The following is a 17,809-nucleotide window of genomic DNA, read 5'->3' as shown; positions in this document are numbered from 1 at the left end:
TTGCAAATTTAGAATTCTTAATGAATTGCACTCAATTTTTTATTATAAATATTTCTTAAAAAGAGATGATTTACTGCAATTCGACATTAAAAGTTGTCAATTCTTTAAATTGTTTCAATCTGTTAGAAATATCAGCTTCGTTTACTTCCTCAATTCTTTCAGTTCCGAATTTTTCTACTGTGAAAGATGCCATTGCAGAACCTACAATTAATGCAGACTTCATTGTTTCGAAATCGAATTTACCTTTTTTAGCAAGATACGCTGCAAAACCACCTGCAAAAGTATCACCCGCTCCAGTCGGATCGAAAACTTCTTCCAAAGGAAGCGCAGGAATTGCGAATATTTTATTATCATGGAAAAGTAAAGCACCATGCTCTCCTTTTTTGATAATCACATATTCAGGTCCCATTGTATGGATTTTTTTAGCTGTTTTTACTAAAGAATATTCTCCTGAAAGCTGTCTTGCTTCTTCGTCGTTGATGCTGATTACGTCAGTTTTAGCAATCATATCTTTCAAAACATCCATTGCAGAATCCATCCAGAAATTCATTGTATCTAAAATAACCAATTTAGGACGTTGATTCATTTTTTCAAGAACTGAAAGCTGAACTCCGGGGTGAAGATTTCCTAATAACAAAATCTCTGCATCCTGCATAGAATCTGGAATTTTTGGATCAAAGTTTTCCAATACATTCACTTCTGTCGCTAAAGTGTCTCTTGTATTTAAATCATTATGATATTTTCCTGCCCAGAAAAACGTTTTCCCTTCTTTTACAATTTCAATTCCTTCAATATTTACTTCTCTATTGGTAAACATATCAAGATATTCTTGTGGGAAATCTCCTCCAACCACAGATACAATTCCAGATTTTACTCCCAAAATAGAAGATGTAATCCCGATATAAGTAGCTGCTCCACCTAAAATTTTATCTGTTTTCCCAAACGGCGTCTCAATTGCATCAAATGCCACGCTTCCTACGACTAAAAGTTTCATATGTATTTTTTATTTATTTTTAAAGGTCATATGCAATCTACCGATGTCATATGTATTTTTTATATTTTAAAGTTTATTTTTTCCATTCAAAAGTATCCAGCAAATGCATCATATCTTTTTTGATATAATCTACTGCGGGAGCTAAAGAATCTGGTTTTGGTCTTGAATTGAAGTATAAATATCCTGTCACGAAATGTTTTGTACTATCGGTTGCGTAAAACTGCAAATTGGATGCAGCCTGACCTTTCAATTCATAAAAATTTCCGTAAACTTTTTTCTCAGGATATTCAAAGGATTTTGTATCGATAGAACTTGCTTTCACAGTATGTTTGTAAACCATTTTTTCGGTTTCCATAATCTGCTGAGCAAAATCGTTGTTGATCGGGTAGTATGTTAGGAAAATCTTCGCCTTCATTTTAGGATAGTTCAGATAATACCAACAAGGTTTCTTTGCATCATAAATTTTGGCATAATCTGAAACTTCAAAAGAATACAGGCAATTAGGTTCAAATTTATGATATTTTGGTGCAGGATATTCTAATCTCAACTCGCCATAAGGTTTTGGAGTACTCTCTTTTCCGCACGAAATTATTAACATCGAAACAAAAATAAAAATGACTTTTTTAATCATTTTGCAAAAATACAAATTAGATTTAGATTTTGGGAGACAAATTTCAGCATTTCAATGAGTTTTGAAATTGGAGCTTATTAAATTTAATTCTGTGCTAATTTTTGTAGATTTTATTTTAAACGCAAAGAACACAAAGTTTTTTTATCTCATACTGCATATTTTTCGTGCGCAAAGGCGTTTCACTCAACAAAGGCCTCAAAGCTTATTTTTCAATAAATGAAGCTGGATATTTGTGTCATTAAGAACGGAACGCAGTGAAGTGAAGAATCTCTATTCTCAATAATTTAAACTTCCAGCTTCCAACACCCAACATCCAGCTTATCAAATAATTCTGTAAGCCGTATCATAATTTTGAATATAGTTCTCCAAAGGTTTTGGAAATGATCTTTCATGAGAATCTTCAACGTCGGTTACAATGTAATTGTTTTGAGCAATAAAACTTTCCCAAGCTGTTTCAGAATCAACCTCAACATTAAAAATTTCTATGCTTAAATTTTTATGGGTGAGTTTATGATTGACGGTTTTTATACTTTTAATAAATGGATTTAATTCATCAGAAATCACCAGTGGAAATTCAAATAGTTTCTTCCAGATAAAATCGTCTTTTCTTTGCTGAATTAAAAACTGTCCGTTTCGGTGAACGAAATAATATTGTAATTGTAAATCTTGTGCTTTTACTTTTTTTGTTTTAACAGGAAATTCTGAAGTTTTATTTAATGAAAAAGCCAGGCAATCATCATTTACAGGACATTCTCCACATAAAGGATTTTTTGGTTTGCAAATTTCCGAGCCTAAATCCATCATTGCCTGATTAAAATCGCCCACATTTTCAGGCATAATTAAAGCTGATAATTCTGAAAAATAATTGAAAGCTCTCGAATTTGAAATATCAAAATCATCGGCAAAAATTCGACTTAAAACTCTGTAGAAATTTCCGTCAACGGCAGGCATTTTTCCACCGAAACAAATACTTGAAACTGCAGCAGCAGTATATTTCCCGATTCCTTTTAGCTTTAAAATTTCTTCATAATCGGAAGGGAAAATTCCGTTGTAATCGTGAATAATTTGTTGCGAAGCTTTATGAATATTGATGGCACGGGAATAATATCCCAAACCTTTCCAATACAATAAAACCTCATCTTCAGGAGATTCTGCCAAGGTTTTCACATCGGGAAATCTTTCGATGAAATTATTGTAATGATTTAAACCCTGAGCAATTCTGGTTTGCTGAAAAACAATCTCACAAATCCAAATTTTATAAGGATCTTTGGTTTTTCTGAACGGTAAATCTCTCGCATTTTTATCATACCACTTTAACAGCTTATTCCCGATGTGAAGAAAGTTTGAGTTTTTTTTATTCTTTTCCAAAAAACCAATTCATTTAGTGAGGCAAAGATAAAATTATTTTTTTGCGTTATCAAGAAGATAAACAGGTGCACCTTTCAACCATTGATATTTGATTTGTTTCGTCTCTGCAATAGATTTATACCCTTTAAGCTTTTCTAAAAAAACATACACCGAATCATTTTTTTCTTTTTTAAGATTTAATTTCTGATTCGAAAGAAACCGATAAGGATACGAAATTACAGAATCTCTTTTACTGAATAACAAATCTCCCGAATTGATACTGTAGATGTAAATTGCTTTACCTCGACCTGAAGAACTGTCGGTAACAGAAATGTCTGAACTTGCCACAACCATATCACTGATTCCGTAAGCTTCATCTTCGGACATTACATAAGCTTGGGCAGTATCTCTTTTTTCATTTTTAAAAAGATCAATCTCATATTTTCGAGGTCGTTGATATTCTTTTTCACAACTAAAAACAGAAAAAAACAGAAAAGCTAATAAAATGTAAAACGTAAAATTTTTCATTAAACCGTTTTTAAAAATAATTAGAAATAAAAAACCGATGTTTTTGACGCACCGGTTTCTATGTTAAATATTAGGAGATTTAATCCTGGATATATTCTGCATCCCACTCGTTACCGTCATCGCCTTTATGACCGTCAAGCTTGATCACAAAACTTTTTGTAGGGAAATAAGGAGTCAGTCTGATATCTAGCCAAACTCTGTCTTTATTTACTTTATCCTGCTCGAAACGGACAATTTTGAATTTCTCGATTAATTTATCAGCTCCTTTGATACCGTCTAAGAAACTTACAATCTGTTTTCTCAAATCGTCTTCGTTTCTTGCATTCCAGTTTTCGAATGCTCTTCTGTTTAAGAAATCAAGTAAAACTTTAGTCACGTAATCGAATACACGAACTACAGAGTACGTCTGAAGACCGATGTTATCTCCGGTAAACAATGTTTTCGCAGAGAATGCCATGATTTTTCCGTATTCGTTGACCATAGGAACTAATCCCATTTTTTCTAACTGAGAAATTTCACTTTTTTTCAATTCAAATTTCACAGCGTCTACTTCGTTGATGTTACCATGTTTTTTACCGGCAGCAACTTGTGACATCAATGTTTTGTGAATTTTTCCTGCCAATGAAGTTGACGGTGGAAGTTCCACGTTTTCTTCTTCACCTACTTCTTCTGCTCTGCCACGACCAACTAACCAGTTACACGTCATAATTACATTACTTCTGTGCAATTCGCCACCTGTAAGATTTGCAGAGTGGAATAAATCTACTACGTCATCCGGTTTATCAAGATTGGCAAAATCGGTAACCATCATAACTTTGTTTTCGTTACAAATTTTAGCCCATTTTTCAACGACTTTATTTGATCCCAAATATCCCGGAATTGCTAAAATAGAATAGTTATCTCTTAAATCTAAACGGTCGTAATAGTTTTTAAACTCTTCTGCAATGGCATCAATAAAAATAGGATTATCTAAATCTGAAACCTGATCTAAACTTGCATTAACAATGCTTACGTTATCTACTTTGTCTAATTCTGTATTTTTATAAAACTGAGCTACAGTTCTGTAAGAAGTTTCTAATTGACGAACAGCATCAAGAGAATTTTTAAGATTTACTTTTAAATTCTGATCTGCTGCCTGTGCTTTATTTTTGCAGGTATCTGCCATTTTTTCGGCAGAATCATTACTATTTAAAAGCTCTACCCACAGATTAATTTTCTGTAAAAGCTCTTTTCTTTCATCGGTTTTATTACCATCATTCAAGAAAATTTCTTTTCTTGCTTTTCTGGTTGGGTTCATATTGGCAATTCCGTCTACAACAGATTCTATAAAGCCAAAACCTCCGATTTTATTTAATTCTTCAAGCGGATTTCCTTTCGGTCTTCCAGCCTGCTGCTGTTGATTATGTTGTTGGCCTTCTGCAGCCTGTAATTTACTATCCATAATATTTGTGTAGGTACTTTAGATTATTTTTCAAGTTCTTGTGCAACATCTTTTAATGCTTCAATAAAAGCAGCTCTGGTCTGCTCATTTTCCAACATATTGCGAAGAATCTTATTGGTTTTCAGCTGACGTACGATTTTATTGTACTGCTCCTGCTCCATGCTGAGCTTCTGAAGGTAATCTGATTTCTGAACAAGATTTTTGGGAGTAAAGTCTGCAAGATTCTGAAAACGGAATTCTTCTTCTACCACGCTTCCCTCCTCTGTTTCGTGCTGTACAGCGACAGAAGGCTGAAAATGTCTGAAAACATCATCTACGGTTTTTAATCCTGTAACAATTTCGGGAACATAAGATTCGTCGGTTGTAAGCTGGCTTACGATAAGAGATTTGTTCTCCTGGATTTCCTGAATAGCTTCATTAGCGTCGACTTTGACTTCGTTTCCGCCAACACCATAATTAAACATTGCCATATTATTATTATTTTGAGATTGTTGATTTTGGTTTGGATTAGCAAATTTTTGACCAATCCATTGTTTAAATTTATAAAAAAACTATAACATACAAAATTTTGTGAAGATTTTTATTAAAATAAATCAATTCAACCATGATAATCGAATGATTATTAATATGTTTTGGTGTCACCAATCTAGGAAAAATAAATAAAAAAACGCACCGAAATGATGCGTTTTAACAGTAGATTATAGTCGTAAAATTACCAGATTTTAATTCTCTCCGCCGGAGCTTTATACAATTTATCCCCTAGTTTTATATCGAATGCTTTCATAAAAGAATCCTGATTTACCAAAGGTCCAAAAGCTCTGAAATATCCCGGTGAATGCGGATCTGTTTTTACCTGATTCATCATATACTGGTCAGTAGATTTGGTTCTCCAAACTGTTGCCCAACTCATGAAAAATCTTTGATCCTGATTAAATCCGCTGATTAATCCCGGATTTCCTTTATCTTTTAAATACATTTGAAGTGCATCATAAGCAACCGCCACTCCACCTAAATCACCGATATTTTCTCCGCTTGTAAATTTTCCGTTTACAAAACTTCCTTTTACAGGTTCGTAAGCGTTGTATTGAGCTGCTAATTGTCCTACTTTTGCATCGAAGTTTTTACGATCCTGATCAGTCCACCAGTTATTTAAGTTTCCATCTCCATCGAATCTTGAACCACTGTCATCGAAACCGTGTGAAATTTCGTGACCGATAACCGCTCCAATCCCACCGAAATTTACCGCAGCATCAGCTTTTGGATTGTAAAATGGTGGCTGAAGAATTGCAGCCGGGAAAACAATTTCGTTATTTGAACCGCTATAATATGCATTTACGGTTTGTGGAGACATTCCCCACTCTGTTTTATCAACAGGTTTTCCTACTTTTTCTAAGCTTTTTTGGTATTGCCAAGCCGAAACATTCTGTAAGTTTGAATATAAAGTTGCTCCTTGAGCCGGAGATTCTACTTTTAATTTAGAATAATCTTTCCATTGGTCCGGATAAGCGATTTTTACTGTGAATTTAGACAGTTTTTCCTGAGCTTTTACTTTGGTTTCCGGAGACATCCAATCCATATCATTGATATGTTTTTTAAATGATTTTAAAATGTAATCAATATACATTTCCATCTGCTGTTTAGATTCCGGACTGAAATATTGATCTACGTATAATTTACCGAAAGCTTCACCCAAAACTCCGTTTACAAGCGCCAAACCTCTTTTGTTCATCGCTCTCTGCTCTTTCTGTCCCTGAAGATATTTAGAGTAAAAATCAAAACGGATGTTATCTAAATTATCTCCCAAATTACTTGCATTACCATTGATAATATGATATTTCAAATAATCTTTCAACAACGGAAGATTTTTCTGATTAATAAACTGATCCATATTTTGGTAATATTTAAGTTCACCAACGATTGCTTTATCGGTATTTACTCCTGCATCTTTCAGATATTGAGCAAGATTTACATTTTTCACCAAACCGGAAAGCTCAGTGACATTTTTAGGATTGTATCTTAAATTGGCATCTCTGTTTTGCTCTAAAGTCAATAGATAATTAGCCAATTGTTTTTCGAAATCAACTACATTTTTTGCAGCAACATCAGAGTTTTTATATCCTAAAACGACAAACAATTTAGCTACATAATTTTGATATTCTGCTAAAGTTTTTGTGTTGGCTTCGTTTACTTTTTGGTAATAATCTCTTCCTAAGCCAAGATCCGGACCGCCAAGATAAACTGCATTCATTTTAGAGTTTTTCATATCTGCGCTTACTCTCCAACCGTAGAATGAATTGTCGCCCAATTTAGTTGCCTCTAAAAGATATTTCTGAAGATCGTTTACATTTTTAATGGCATCAATTTTAGCTAAATCAGACTTGATGGGAGCAATTCCTGCAGCATTTCTTTTTTCAACATCCATAAAAGATGCATAAAGATTCTGAATTTTTTGTCCTTCAGAACCTTCTGCATATTTTTCGGTTAAAATTTTATTTAAAATATCAAGCGAAGCATCATCTACATTTTCTCTCAATGCATTGAAAGAGCCCCAACTTGCTTTATCAGAAGGAATCTGAGTTTCTTTTACCCAATTTCCGTTTACGTAACTGAAGAAATCATCCTGCGGACGAACGGTTTTATCCATATAAGATAAATTAATTCCATTTTCAGGATAAATAGTGAGTGAAGAATTCTCAACAACGATATTTGTGGGAGCTTTTTCTACGGTTGCTGCTGTATTTTTGGTGGTTCCACAAGAGTTTAAGAATACAATACCGGAAAACGCAAGTACTGCAATATTTAGCTTTTTCATTAAAATAATTTTGATGTGTAAAACAGTTTGATCAAATATAAGCATTTATGTTAAATCTTACTCTGAACAATTAATCAACAAGAAGAGATAAATGAGTACATTTACAAATAATTAGAATTAAAAAAACATTTGCATTGAAAAAATTAGTTTTATTAGTAATCACATTCACAATACAATCTATTTATTCACAATCTTCTCAAAACTCTACAATTAATAATGATGAAAAAGAATATCTGAGAAAATTTGTTTATCCCTTACAATCTTATGAACCAGAAATTGGCTTTAAAGAAGATTCTTTAGTTTTTAATAAATTCTTTTCGAATGCTAAAATTGTTGGTTTAGGAGAAGCATCGCATGGATCAAGTGAAATTTTTAAGGTAAAAGATAAATTAACCCGATATATTTTACAGAAAAATAATGGCGGAGTTTTTTCTATAGAAGCATCCATGCCGAATTCTATTTTACTTAATAAATATATTATCGATGGTAATAAAACAGGTAAAGAATATCTGATGAATATTAAATCGTGGATTTATCAGACCGATGAAATTCTAAGTATGGTAGAATGGATGAAAAAATACAATGATAAACATACTCAAAAAATACGGTTTACAGGATTTGACAATACCACTTATACAGGTTCGGCTGTTCAGCTTAAAATATTGATGAGTAAATATAAAATTCCGGATGATGATTTAATTGCTTTATTTAAAAGCCTCAACGATTTCAGCAAGCTTGAAAGAAATCAGCTTTCAGAAAAGAAAAATATTAAAAGTGAAGCTTTAAAAGAGCTGAATAAGATAAAAGCACTTTCTTCAAATATATCGGATGAAGAAGATAAGTCTTGGTTTTTACAACATATCACTCTTTTAGACCAACATCTTAATAATACCTATTTGGATAGAAATCGATATATGACAGATAATATTTTGTGGCTTATAAATAAGTATCCAGAATCGACTTTTGTTTTGTGGGCACATAATTCACATCTAAAGAAAACGGATGAAGAAACAGGAAAATTTCTAAAAGAGAAATTAAAGGATGACTATGTGAATTGCGGAACATTTTTCTACGAAGGTTTTCATTCTGTAGTTGACCTGAATGATGATGATATTAAGCCTAATTATTTAGAGAAAAATTCTAAAAATTCATTAGAAGAACTGTTAAACTCTTTTGAAGTACCTGTCTTTATTTTAGATTTAAAAAACATAAAAAAAGAAAATAATAAGCTTGCAAAGAAACTTTTAAACAAAATTGATTACCGTACAATAGGAGCTGCGAGACATAAAAAAGATTTCAAATCAGGGAATGTTTCAGAAGATTTTGATTATATTATTTTCATCAAAAAATCCACAGCATCTAAGTTGTTAGTCAAATAAAAAAACCGCTCATTTCTGAACGGTTTTGAATATTTTAAATACTGATTACCAGATTTTAATTCTGTCTTCTGGTTTTTTGTAAAGTTTATCACCAGGTTTCACATCAAATGCTTTGTAGAAAGCATCGACGTTTGTTAACGGACCGAAACTTCTGAAATATCCAGGAGAGTGCGGATCTGTTTTTACTTGATTTACCATATATTTTTCACTTGATAAAGTTCTCCAAACGGTTGCCCAGCTTAAGAAGAATCTCTGATCTTGAGTATAACCGCTTATTGATCCAGGGTTTCCTTTGTCTTTTAAATACATTTGCAATGCATCGTAAGCAATGTTTACACCCCCTAAATCTGCAATGTTTTCACCGTTTGTAAATGTACCGTTTACGAAAGTTCCTTTTACAGGCTCGTATTTATCATATTGAGAAGCTAAAGCTTTAGTTGCTTTTTCGAAGTTGGCTTTGTCTTCTGGAGTCCACCAGTCAACTAAATTACCTTCTGCATCAAATTGTGCACCTGAATCATCAAATCCATGGCTCATTTCGTGACCGATAACCGCACCGATTCCACCAAAATTTACCGCAGCATCAGCTTGAGGATTGAAGAAAGGAGGCTGAAGAATAGCAGCAGGGAAAACGATCTCGTTATATACCGGGTTGTAATAAGCGTTTACAGTTTGTGGAGTCATTCCCCATTCTGTTTTATCAACCGGTTTTCCGATTTTTGCTAAATCTTTATTATACTGCCATTCACCAATATTTTGAAGATTTTGATATAAATTTCCGCCTTTAGATTCAGGAGTAATTACCAATTTAGAATAATCTTTCCATGTATCAGGATAAGCAACTTTTACTGTAAATTTATTCAATTTAGCCATTGCTTTTTCCTTTGTTGTTGCAGACATCCACGTTAAACCGTTGATGTGAACAGCAAAACTTTTCTTTAGGTAATCGATCAACTCAACCATCTGAGCTTTTGCTGAAGCCGGGAAATATTTCTCTACATATAATTTACCGAAAGCCTCTCCTAAAGAACCGTTGATCAACTCATACCCTCTTTTGTTTAATGCTCTCTGCTCTTGCTGACCTCTTAAATACTTACCGTAGAAAGCGAATTTCATATCGCCTAATTTTTCACTTAAATAAGAAGCACTTCCGCTAATCATGTGGAATTTCAAATAATCTTTGATAACAGAAAGATTTTTTTCATTTACCAATTGATCGAAGTTTTTGTAATATCCTAATTCACCGATGATTACTTTGTCTGTATTTACACCAACTTTTTTAAGATAAGCAGGAAGATCTACATTTTTAACCAAAGCTTTCAGTTCAGCCATTGTTTTCGGATTATACTGAAGCGTATTGTCACGGCTTTGCTCATTTGTCAATAAATGTTTTGCAATGCTTTTTTCGTAGTCTACAATTCCTTTTGCAGCTGCATCAGCATTTTTGTAACCCAATTCTTTCAGCATAGAAGCTACATACTTTTCGTATTCTGCAAGAGCTTCAGTATTTTTTGCATCTACTTTCTGATAGTAATCTCTACCCATTCCTAATGAAGCGTCACCAAGGTAAACCGCATTCATATTAGAATCTTTAAGATCTGCATAAACACCCCATCCGTAGAAATTATTTTCTCCTTCTTTGGTTACAGAAGCTAAATAATTCTGTAAATCTGTAAGGTTTTTAATTGCATCAATTTTGCTGATGTTTTCCTGAATAGGCTTGATTCCGTCTGCATTTCTCTTAGTCATATTCATGTAAGAAGCGTACAAATCCTGGATTTTCTTACCTTCACTTCCTTCTGCGAATTTATCTTTCAGAAGAGAGTTTAAGATCGTCATTGAATTGTTGTCGGTATCATCTGCCAATTTGTTGAAACTTCCCCAAGTTGGTTTATCTGAAGGAATTTTAGCAGTTTTCATCCAGGTTCCGCTCACGTAATTGTAAAAATCATCTTGCGGACGAACAGATTTATCCATCAAACTGATGTCTAAACCTTTATCAGTAGTAATTGTTTTGGTAGATTTAGTCTGAGCGCTCAATGTATTTTGTGAACAAACTCCAGCTAATAAAAACAAAGAAAGTGTTAATTTTTTCATTGTAATAATAATTTACACAATAGGTATATTTAATTTAAATTTTGTTACGGTAAAGTTAATTTATTTTGTGAATTGGTTTTTCGAAAAATAATGTGAGATATTTTTAAACGAAAATTCGCAGAGTTTTTTTGGGATTACTAAGACTTAGAAAACGGAGACGTTAAGAACTTTTGAAAAATTTTCGTTAAGAAATTACCACTGTTTGAGCACGGGATATATTTTGCTAAGAAAAACCAATAATGTTACCGTGCGAGTTTTGGAAATTTTAGAAAATTATTCGAAAGTTTAGTAGAGTTTTCAGTCTTGATTTTTTGGTACTTTTGCATCAAGGCAAAAGTACATAATAGAAAAAATTCAGCATTTTAAAAGTTTTCATCAAAGATCATATTTATTGATTAATTAAAATCCCCACCAAATCCTGAATGATCTTCTGAGAAACAAAATAAATAAAATCTTGTCTGTCTAAATGTGGCATATACAATTTAAAAGTTTGAGATTGATTTTTCACTTTTATCGTGTAATAAACCAATCCTACTTCTTTCCCGTCTTCCCCTTTTCCGGGACCTGCAACACCTGTTGTAGAAAGAGAAATATCTGTTTTGAATAAATTTTGGCAACCTTCTGCCATTTCGCGTGCAACTTCTTCGCTTACCACCGTAAAACGTTCAATAATCCCTTCTGAAACGCCAAGAATATCTATCTTTTTCTGCGTTGCATAAGTTACTACTCCACCAATAAAATATTTGGAACTTCCCGGGTTTGATGTAATTAAAATAGACAATTCTCCGCCTGTACAACTTTCAGCCGTTGAAATAGTTAATTTTCTTTCGCTTAAAATTTCACCTAAAATTTTCTCTATTTTATCTTCAGAAGTTGCAATGATATTTTCTCCGATAATCGGAAATAATTTTTGAATTTCATTTTCCAGTTGAGCCTGAAGCATATTTTCATCTGCTCCAGTTGCTGTCAATCTCAGTTTCACTCTCGTTCCAACAGGAAGATAAGACAAGGCAAGGTTTTCCGGCAAAGCTAGCTCCCAGTTTTCAATCTGATCAGCTAAAATACTTTCGGGAATTCCAACAACGGAAACAATTCTTGTAGAAATATGATTAAGATTAAATTTATCTTTTAAATAAGGAATAATCTGGTCTTTTATCAAAGGTTTTACTTCGTAAGGAACGCCGGGTAAACTGAAAGAAACTTTTCCATCTTTTTCCATCATCATACAAGGTGCCGTTCCGAAATGATTTTGAAAAACTGTAGATTTTGTAGGCACAAAAGCCTGTTCGCGGTTTCTTTCTAAAATTTCTATTCGTCCGCGTCTTTCCATGTAGGCTTTAAGATGTTCGAAAGTAGCTTCATCCAAAGCAATTTCATCATCAAAAAATTCAGCTAAAGCTTTTTTAGTCTTATCATCTCTTGTTGGGCCCAAACCTCCTGTAGTAATCACTAAATCGCCCATTTCAAAAGCTGATTTTAATGTGCTTTTTATGGTTTCTATTTCGTCTGAAATGGTAATAATCTGAGAAACTTTGATTCCTATATTTTTAAGTTCGGTAGCAATAAAATTTGAATTGGTATCAACTGTATTTCCTGAAAGAATTTCGTCACCAATGGTAATAAGGACTGCGTTTTGCATGCGTTTAATTTTGAATAAATTCCATACAAATGACGTGAAAATCTCTGTAGTGAACAAAAGAAAATGATTTTTTATATCTTTGATTTATTGGGTGATATTTTTTAACCGCAAAAGAGGCAAAAGATGTTGCTCAAATTTCAGATTTTCAAAAGCTAACAAAACCGATCTTACATTTTGTAAACTTTTGTAATTCTATTTTCAAATATTTCTTTTGATGCTTTTGTGGTAAAAAGAAATTTATTTTATACAACTACAATATAGGATATGACTAAATATGATGATGCTTCATGGCATTATAGCGAAGATTTCCCAGAAGGGATTCCCGAAAAAAACAGCGCTACTCACACCGGAATGTTCTTGAACTGGTGTATTAACAATGATTTAGTTTCGGAAGAATTTAAAGAAGATGCTGGAGAAGAAATCGAAAAATTAAAAAGAAGAGAAATCACCGGAGCAGATTTTGTCATCGAATCAATGGACGGAAAATTTTCTGAATATGATCTGAATGATCTGGGTAACAGTTTTGCCAAAGATTATTATGCTGACGAAACCGATTTTGCTGATAAATTCAGTTCTTTTGCCACCGATTATATCAACATTTTTGACACCTTAGCCGAAGAAAATGATTTTGAATATGAAACTTTTTATCATATTGAAGATACCTACGAAAATTATGACCTGATGAAGCAGATTATCGATCATCGTTTTCAAGAATGGAAAGAGTATAGGAATTTGAATTAAAAGTTTTGCACTAAAAAACGTAACGGGTTTTAAAAACCCGTTACGTTTGAATTTTTCAATTCTGTTAAAATCGATCCATCGATTCGATTTTCGCAATAACTAATCATGCTTTACCCAAATTAGATCATCCGTATTATAACCTAATTTCTGGGCTTTTACTAAAAATCTTTCTTTGATGCTATTTGGAATTTCTTTGTTTCGGGATAAAATCCAGATGTATTTTGTGCTGTTTCCTACGACCAGAGCATTTTGATAATCATCATCAATATCAATCACATTATAACCTGCCCAAATCGGTTTAAAAAAGGAAACTTTCAGTCTCGCTTCAGATTGATCGTTTACGAATCTTGCTTCTCCAATAGATTCTTTCCATTCTTTTTTTACATAATCGTAGCCTCGGTTTTGCACTTTGATTGTTCCGTCTGGATTGAGTGAATAATTGGCTGTCACATTATCCATATTTTTCTCAAATTTATAGTCGAAACGGGCAATTTCGTACCATCTTCCAAGGTATTTTTCTGAATTAAAATTTTTGATCGCTGTTGCGCCTTTTGGAATACCTACCGAACAGGAATTGAACATTAAAAATCCTATAATACCTAAAGAAACGGGAATGGCTATTTTGTGTAAGGTTTTCATAATACTAGATTTTGTGTATGATGAAAAATTCAAAAATGATGCCTTAATCAAATTTGAACATTGGATGATAATTTCAATTTTAAAAAATTTCATCCTTGAATAATTCTTTTTTAACCGTTAAGGTTTATTAAGAAGTTGAGAGTAATTAAGTTGAGCTTCGCTGTAAGAAGTGATTCATATAAAAATCTATTTGATTTTTCTTAATTAAACTTAACTCCTAAAATCTTCTTAATGGTTTAAGCAACTTTTGATTTTAAAAATTTTATGAAAAAACCTTTAAAAACTGGTCTTTAAAGCTTCCAGAAACTTCAATCTCAGAATTGTCTGATAAAGTTGCCGTGCCGCTTTTATGATAAGATTTTACAAAAAGGGTATTGATAATGTGTGATCGGTGAACTCTTACGAAAGGATTTTCAAGCAAGTCATCAAAGTGCTTTAAAAATCTGCAAACCATTTTTTTTGAACCGTCTGTAAGATATACCTGCGTGAAATTTCCATCTGCCTGAAGTCTTACAATATCTTCCGTTTTTACGACATCAAAACCTTGTAAAGTCGGGAGAATCAGCTGTTGTTTTTCTGGTTTTAATTTTAAATTTTCGAGAAGAATTTTGTTTCGGTTGAGTTCGTCCTTCTTTTCAATACTTTCTGCGACTTTATTCACTGCCAAGATCAATTCCTGAATGTCTATTGGTTTTAAAATATAATAACTCGCAGATTTGTTTAAAGCCTGCAGGGAATATTGCGAGAATGCTGTGATAAAAATAGTTTCGTAGGAAAATTCTTTGGTCGCTTCCAAAACGTCAAATGCATTTCCAAATGGCATCTCGACATCGAGAAAAACAAGTTGAGGTTGCTTTTCGGCAATTAAAGGTACGGCTTCTTTGATGTTTTCTGCCTCTCCTAAAATCTCAATTTGCGGACAGTATTTTGTGAGATAATTCCTCAGAACTTCTCTTGCAATTTTTTCGTCGTCTACGATTACTGATTTTATTTTCATCTTTTTAGATTAAAATTAAGTTGAGGTTAGCTGTTTATTAATTTGAATGAAACTTCAACAAAAACACCCGGTTCTTCTTTTTTATCAATGATTTTACATTCAATGTTTTGTTTATACAAATCATTCAGCAAAGCAATTCTTTCTAGTGTATTTTTCATTCCGCGACCTTTTCGGGATTTTTGGTGTTCGGTTTTCTGTTTTTTACTTTCTTCAATTCCTATTCCGTTGTCTTCGATGATGATTTTTAAGTTTTCACCAGATTTTTCAAAGTTTAATTTTAGAAACCCCTTTGTTGTTCTATACCTCAAGCCATGCCAAACCGCGTTTTCCAAAAAAGGCTGTATCAACATTCCCGGAACTTTTAAACTTTGAGTATTTAAACTTTCATCAACTTTAATTTCGTAATCAAATTTATCGGCAAAACGCGTTTTTTCTAAAGCAAGATAATTTTGGAGCAAATCTAATTCCTGCTGAAACGGAATAAAATCTTCACTTGAATTTTCCATTACGCCACGCATTAATTTTGAAAATTTGGTTAAATATTGATTGGCTTCAAGCTCATTATTGGTTGCAATAAAATGATTGACAGAATTTAAACTGTTGAAAATAAAATGCGGATTCATCTCACGACGCAACGATTGCAATGCAATTTTTTTGTTTTTGATCTGAACTTTTTTTAAGGTTCTGAAAATGAAAATTATTAAACCTATCAACAAAATTAAAGCACCGATTAAGCTGTAATTAAAAATATTTTTCTTGCGAATCAACTCGTCTTTCAGCTCTTTCTCTTTCATAAGCTGCGAAATTCTTTGTTCGGTATCTTCAAGAATTTTATTATCAACCAAACTTCTGTCTTTGGACACCAAATCTGGTAGTTTTCCAAGAAAATCACGATAAAGTTGTATGGAAGCACGAGTGTTTTCAGAAATATTGTAAAGACTGTCGAGTTTTTTTACGCTTTTCTGTGCTTCAAGAGTGTGACCTTTCTGTAAAGCAATATCATAAGCATTTTTAAATAACACAATTGCTTCTTTCGGATCATTTTTTTTAATATATATTTCTGCCAATTCCTGAATCTGCTCTACTTTTTTCTGAGAATTTTCTTTTACAAAATTTTCTTTTAAAACAGATTTTTTTGCTTCTATCGCTTTGTCAAAATCTTTATTGTCGACATAAAAATCGGTCAATTTTTGATTAATTGCCAAAGCCTGTTGTGGCGCCTGTTCTTTTGAAATTTGATAAGCCGTATTCAGGTTTTCTTCAGCTTTCGGAATATTTTTATTTTCAATATTCACATCTGCCATTTGGCTGTAACTTGCAGCAAGATCTTCTTTATTATTTTCTTTTTCATTGATCTGAATATTGCTCAAAATAGCATCAGCTTTATTTTCCGGAGTGGGAGAAGAAAGTCTTGAAGCATCATTCGCATTCAAACTCCTTTTTGACTTAGAATATCCAATTTTTGAGGCCTTTTGGTAATTACTTTGCGCAGATTTCAGCTTATTTTGATTTTCCTGAGATTGCGCCAGTTTTCGGATTACTTTTTCCAGATTTTGCTTGTCATTCAGCTTTTCGTAAATATTTTTAGATTTTAGAAAATACTCTTCACTTTTAGAAAAATTCCTGTTGTTAAAGAATGTTTCACCAATATTGTAGTAAGATTCGGCTTCTGCAGATTCGTTTTTTGTATCAACGGCTTTTTTCAGTTTTGAGGTTTCGGCTACAACTTCCTGCGTTTCTTTACTTTGCGAATAAAGATTACCCACAGAAAACAGCACAAAAACAAACGCAAAAAGCTTTATAAATTTCATAAAACAAAGATATACATATATATAGTTTACCCAAAAACTATTCACCAAGTGAAAAGCAAGATTCACCAAGTTGACTTTAAATTACTATGAAAACACGATTAAGTTTGTGATATAATTTAAACTTAATTCTCATGAAAAATTTATCCTATTTAGTTCATTTTGCTTTGGTATTTTCAAGTTGTCAGTTTTTTTCTCAGACCAAATTAATATCCTACAAAAGCCACAGCGGAAATATGGAATATTTTGAAAAAAGTATTGTGGAAAATAGTTTTAACACTAATTATTCTAATCTTGGAATGGCTCCACAAAGGTTTGTAACCAATTCAAAATTGGATAGCGTCATTATCATTGATGATAAAAAAAGCGTAATTGTTACCTCGAACTACTGTAAAATTAGGGGAAATGCAAATCCTGAAAAATGGAAACCTGGAAGAGATACCGTTTACAACCATCCTGTTTTTTCTGATGACAATATCGATAATGTAAAAAAAGTACTTAAAAGTGAGTACAACTTTCAAAATGATATTGATAGTACTGTTTTTCTAAAATACGACAAGAAAACGAAAGAATACAAACCTATTACCTCTAAAAAAGTAATTAAAACTGCCGAACTAAAGAGTTTTAAATCAAAAGAGGAAATATTGTATTTATTGGTTTTAAGTATCGCTGTGTTTGCGTCAGTTTTTATTTATAGAAAAAATAGTTAAAAGTATTTTTGTGAAATTTAAATCAATATTTTTTAGAAAGGTTACT

The 17,809-nt window shown here is 32.5% G+C and carries 15 protein-coding genes; 3 read left to right on the top strand and 12 right to left on the bottom strand.

Features of this window, described 5'->3' with window-relative positions; translation table 11 throughout:
• Positions 1-70: 70 nt before the first annotated feature.
• The 7 genes from OEW74_RS03775 to OEW74_RS03745 form a co-directional block, all read right to left on the bottom strand.
• Positions 71-994 (bottom strand): PfkB family carbohydrate kinase, encoded by a 924-nt coding sequence (locus tag OEW74_RS03775; RefSeq protein WP_265427226.1) that lies wholly within the window; start codon positions 992-994, stop codon positions 71-73.
• Between the two features lie 73 nt (positions 995-1,067).
• Positions 1,068-1,625 carry a gliding motility lipoprotein GldD gene (gene gldD / locus OEW74_RS03770; protein ID WP_265427225.1) on the bottom strand — a complete coding sequence of 186 codons (558 nt, stop codon included), beginning with the start codon at positions 1,623-1,625 and terminating at the stop codon, positions 1,068-1,070.
• A 321-nt stretch (positions 1,626-1,946) separates the two neighbouring features.
• Entirely contained in the window at positions 1,947-2,993 is a 1,047-nt protein-coding gene (gene mutY / locus OEW74_RS03765; RefSeq protein WP_265427224.1) for an A/G-specific adenine glycosylase, read from the bottom strand.
• 33 nt (positions 2,994-3,026) lie between these two features.
• Positions 3,027-3,500, bottom strand: coding sequence for a hypothetical protein (locus tag OEW74_RS03760; protein WP_265427223.1), 474 nt, complete (start codon positions 3,498-3,500; stop codon positions 3,027-3,029).
• A gap of 79 nt (positions 3,501-3,579) precedes the next feature.
• Positions 3,580-4,941 carry a DUF5458 family protein gene (locus OEW74_RS03755; protein ID WP_265427222.1) on the bottom strand — a complete coding sequence of 454 codons (1,362 nt, stop codon included), beginning with the start codon at positions 4,939-4,941 and terminating at the stop codon, positions 3,580-3,582.
• 23 nt (positions 4,942-4,964) lie between these two features.
• The gene (locus OEW74_RS03750) at positions 4,965-5,411 is read right to left on the bottom strand and encodes a type VI secretion system contractile sheath small subunit (RefSeq protein ID WP_265427221.1); all 447 of its coding nucleotides are present in this window, start codon (positions 5,409-5,411) and stop codon (positions 4,965-4,967) included.
• 242 nt (positions 5,412-5,653) lie between these two features.
• A complete protein-coding gene (locus tag OEW74_RS03745; RefSeq protein ID WP_265427220.1) occupies positions 5,654-7,753 on the bottom strand; it encodes a M13 family metallopeptidase in 2,100 nt (699 codons plus the stop codon).
• A 134-nt stretch (positions 7,754-7,887) separates the two neighbouring features.
• Between OEW74_RS03745 and OEW74_RS03740 the strand changes: the two genes are divergently transcribed.
• Positions 7,888-9,132 (top strand): erythromycin esterase family protein, encoded by a 1,245-nt coding sequence (locus OEW74_RS03740; RefSeq protein WP_265427219.1) that lies wholly within the window; start codon positions 7,888-7,890, stop codon positions 9,130-9,132.
• 45 nt (positions 9,133-9,177) lie between these two features.
• Here OEW74_RS03740 and OEW74_RS03735 read toward each other — a convergent pair whose 3' ends face one another.
• Together OEW74_RS03735 and OEW74_RS03730 are read right to left on the bottom strand one after the other, a co-directional pair.
• A complete protein-coding gene (locus tag OEW74_RS03735; protein WP_265427218.1) occupies positions 9,178-11,229 on the bottom strand; it encodes a M13 family metallopeptidase in 2,052 nt (683 codons plus the stop codon).
• A 388-nt stretch (positions 11,230-11,617) separates the two neighbouring features.
• Entirely contained in the window at positions 11,618-12,868 is a 1,251-nt protein-coding gene (locus OEW74_RS03730; RefSeq protein ID WP_265427217.1) for a CinA family nicotinamide mononucleotide deamidase-related protein, read from the bottom strand.
• 264 nt (positions 12,869-13,132) lie between these two features.
• On the opposite strand from OEW74_RS03730, the gene OEW74_RS03725 reads away from it, so the two are divergent.
• Positions 13,133-13,609 carry a hypothetical protein gene (locus OEW74_RS03725; RefSeq protein ID WP_265427216.1) on the top strand — a complete coding sequence of 159 codons (477 nt, stop codon included), beginning with the start codon at positions 13,133-13,135 and terminating at the stop codon, positions 13,607-13,609.
• 99 nt (positions 13,610-13,708) lie between these two features.
• Here the strand turns inward: OEW74_RS03725 and OEW74_RS03720 are convergent, their stop codons facing one another.
• From OEW74_RS03720 to OEW74_RS03710, 3 genes are all read right to left on the bottom strand, one after another.
• Positions 13,709-14,248 (bottom strand): lipocalin family protein, encoded by a 540-nt coding sequence (locus OEW74_RS03720; RefSeq protein ID WP_265427215.1) that lies wholly within the window; start codon positions 14,246-14,248, stop codon positions 13,709-13,711.
• 262 nt (positions 14,249-14,510) lie between these two features.
• Positions 14,511-15,245: a LytR/AlgR family response regulator transcription factor gene (locus OEW74_RS03715; RefSeq protein ID WP_265427214.1), complete on the bottom strand. Its 735-nt coding sequence runs from the start codon at positions 15,243-15,245 to the stop codon at positions 14,511-14,513.
• Between the two features lie 26 nt (positions 15,246-15,271).
• Positions 15,272-17,056, bottom strand: coding sequence for a histidine kinase (locus OEW74_RS03710; protein ID WP_265427213.1), 1,785 nt, complete (start codon positions 17,054-17,056; stop codon positions 15,272-15,274).
• Positions 17,057-17,187: 131 nt separating this feature from the next.
• On the opposite strand from OEW74_RS03710, the gene OEW74_RS03705 reads away from it, so the two are divergent.
• Positions 17,188-17,763 carry a hypothetical protein gene (locus tag OEW74_RS03705; RefSeq protein ID WP_265427212.1) on the top strand — a complete coding sequence of 192 codons (576 nt, stop codon included), beginning with the start codon at positions 17,188-17,190 and terminating at the stop codon, positions 17,761-17,763.
• Positions 17,764-17,809 lie beyond the last annotated feature (46 nt).

This window comes from Chryseobacterium sp. YIM B08800, from assembly GCF_026163565.1.
GTDB lineage: Bacteria > Bacteroidota > Bacteroidia > Flavobacteriales > Weeksellaceae > Chryseobacterium.
This window is presented reverse-complemented; position numbering and strand designations above follow the sequence as displayed.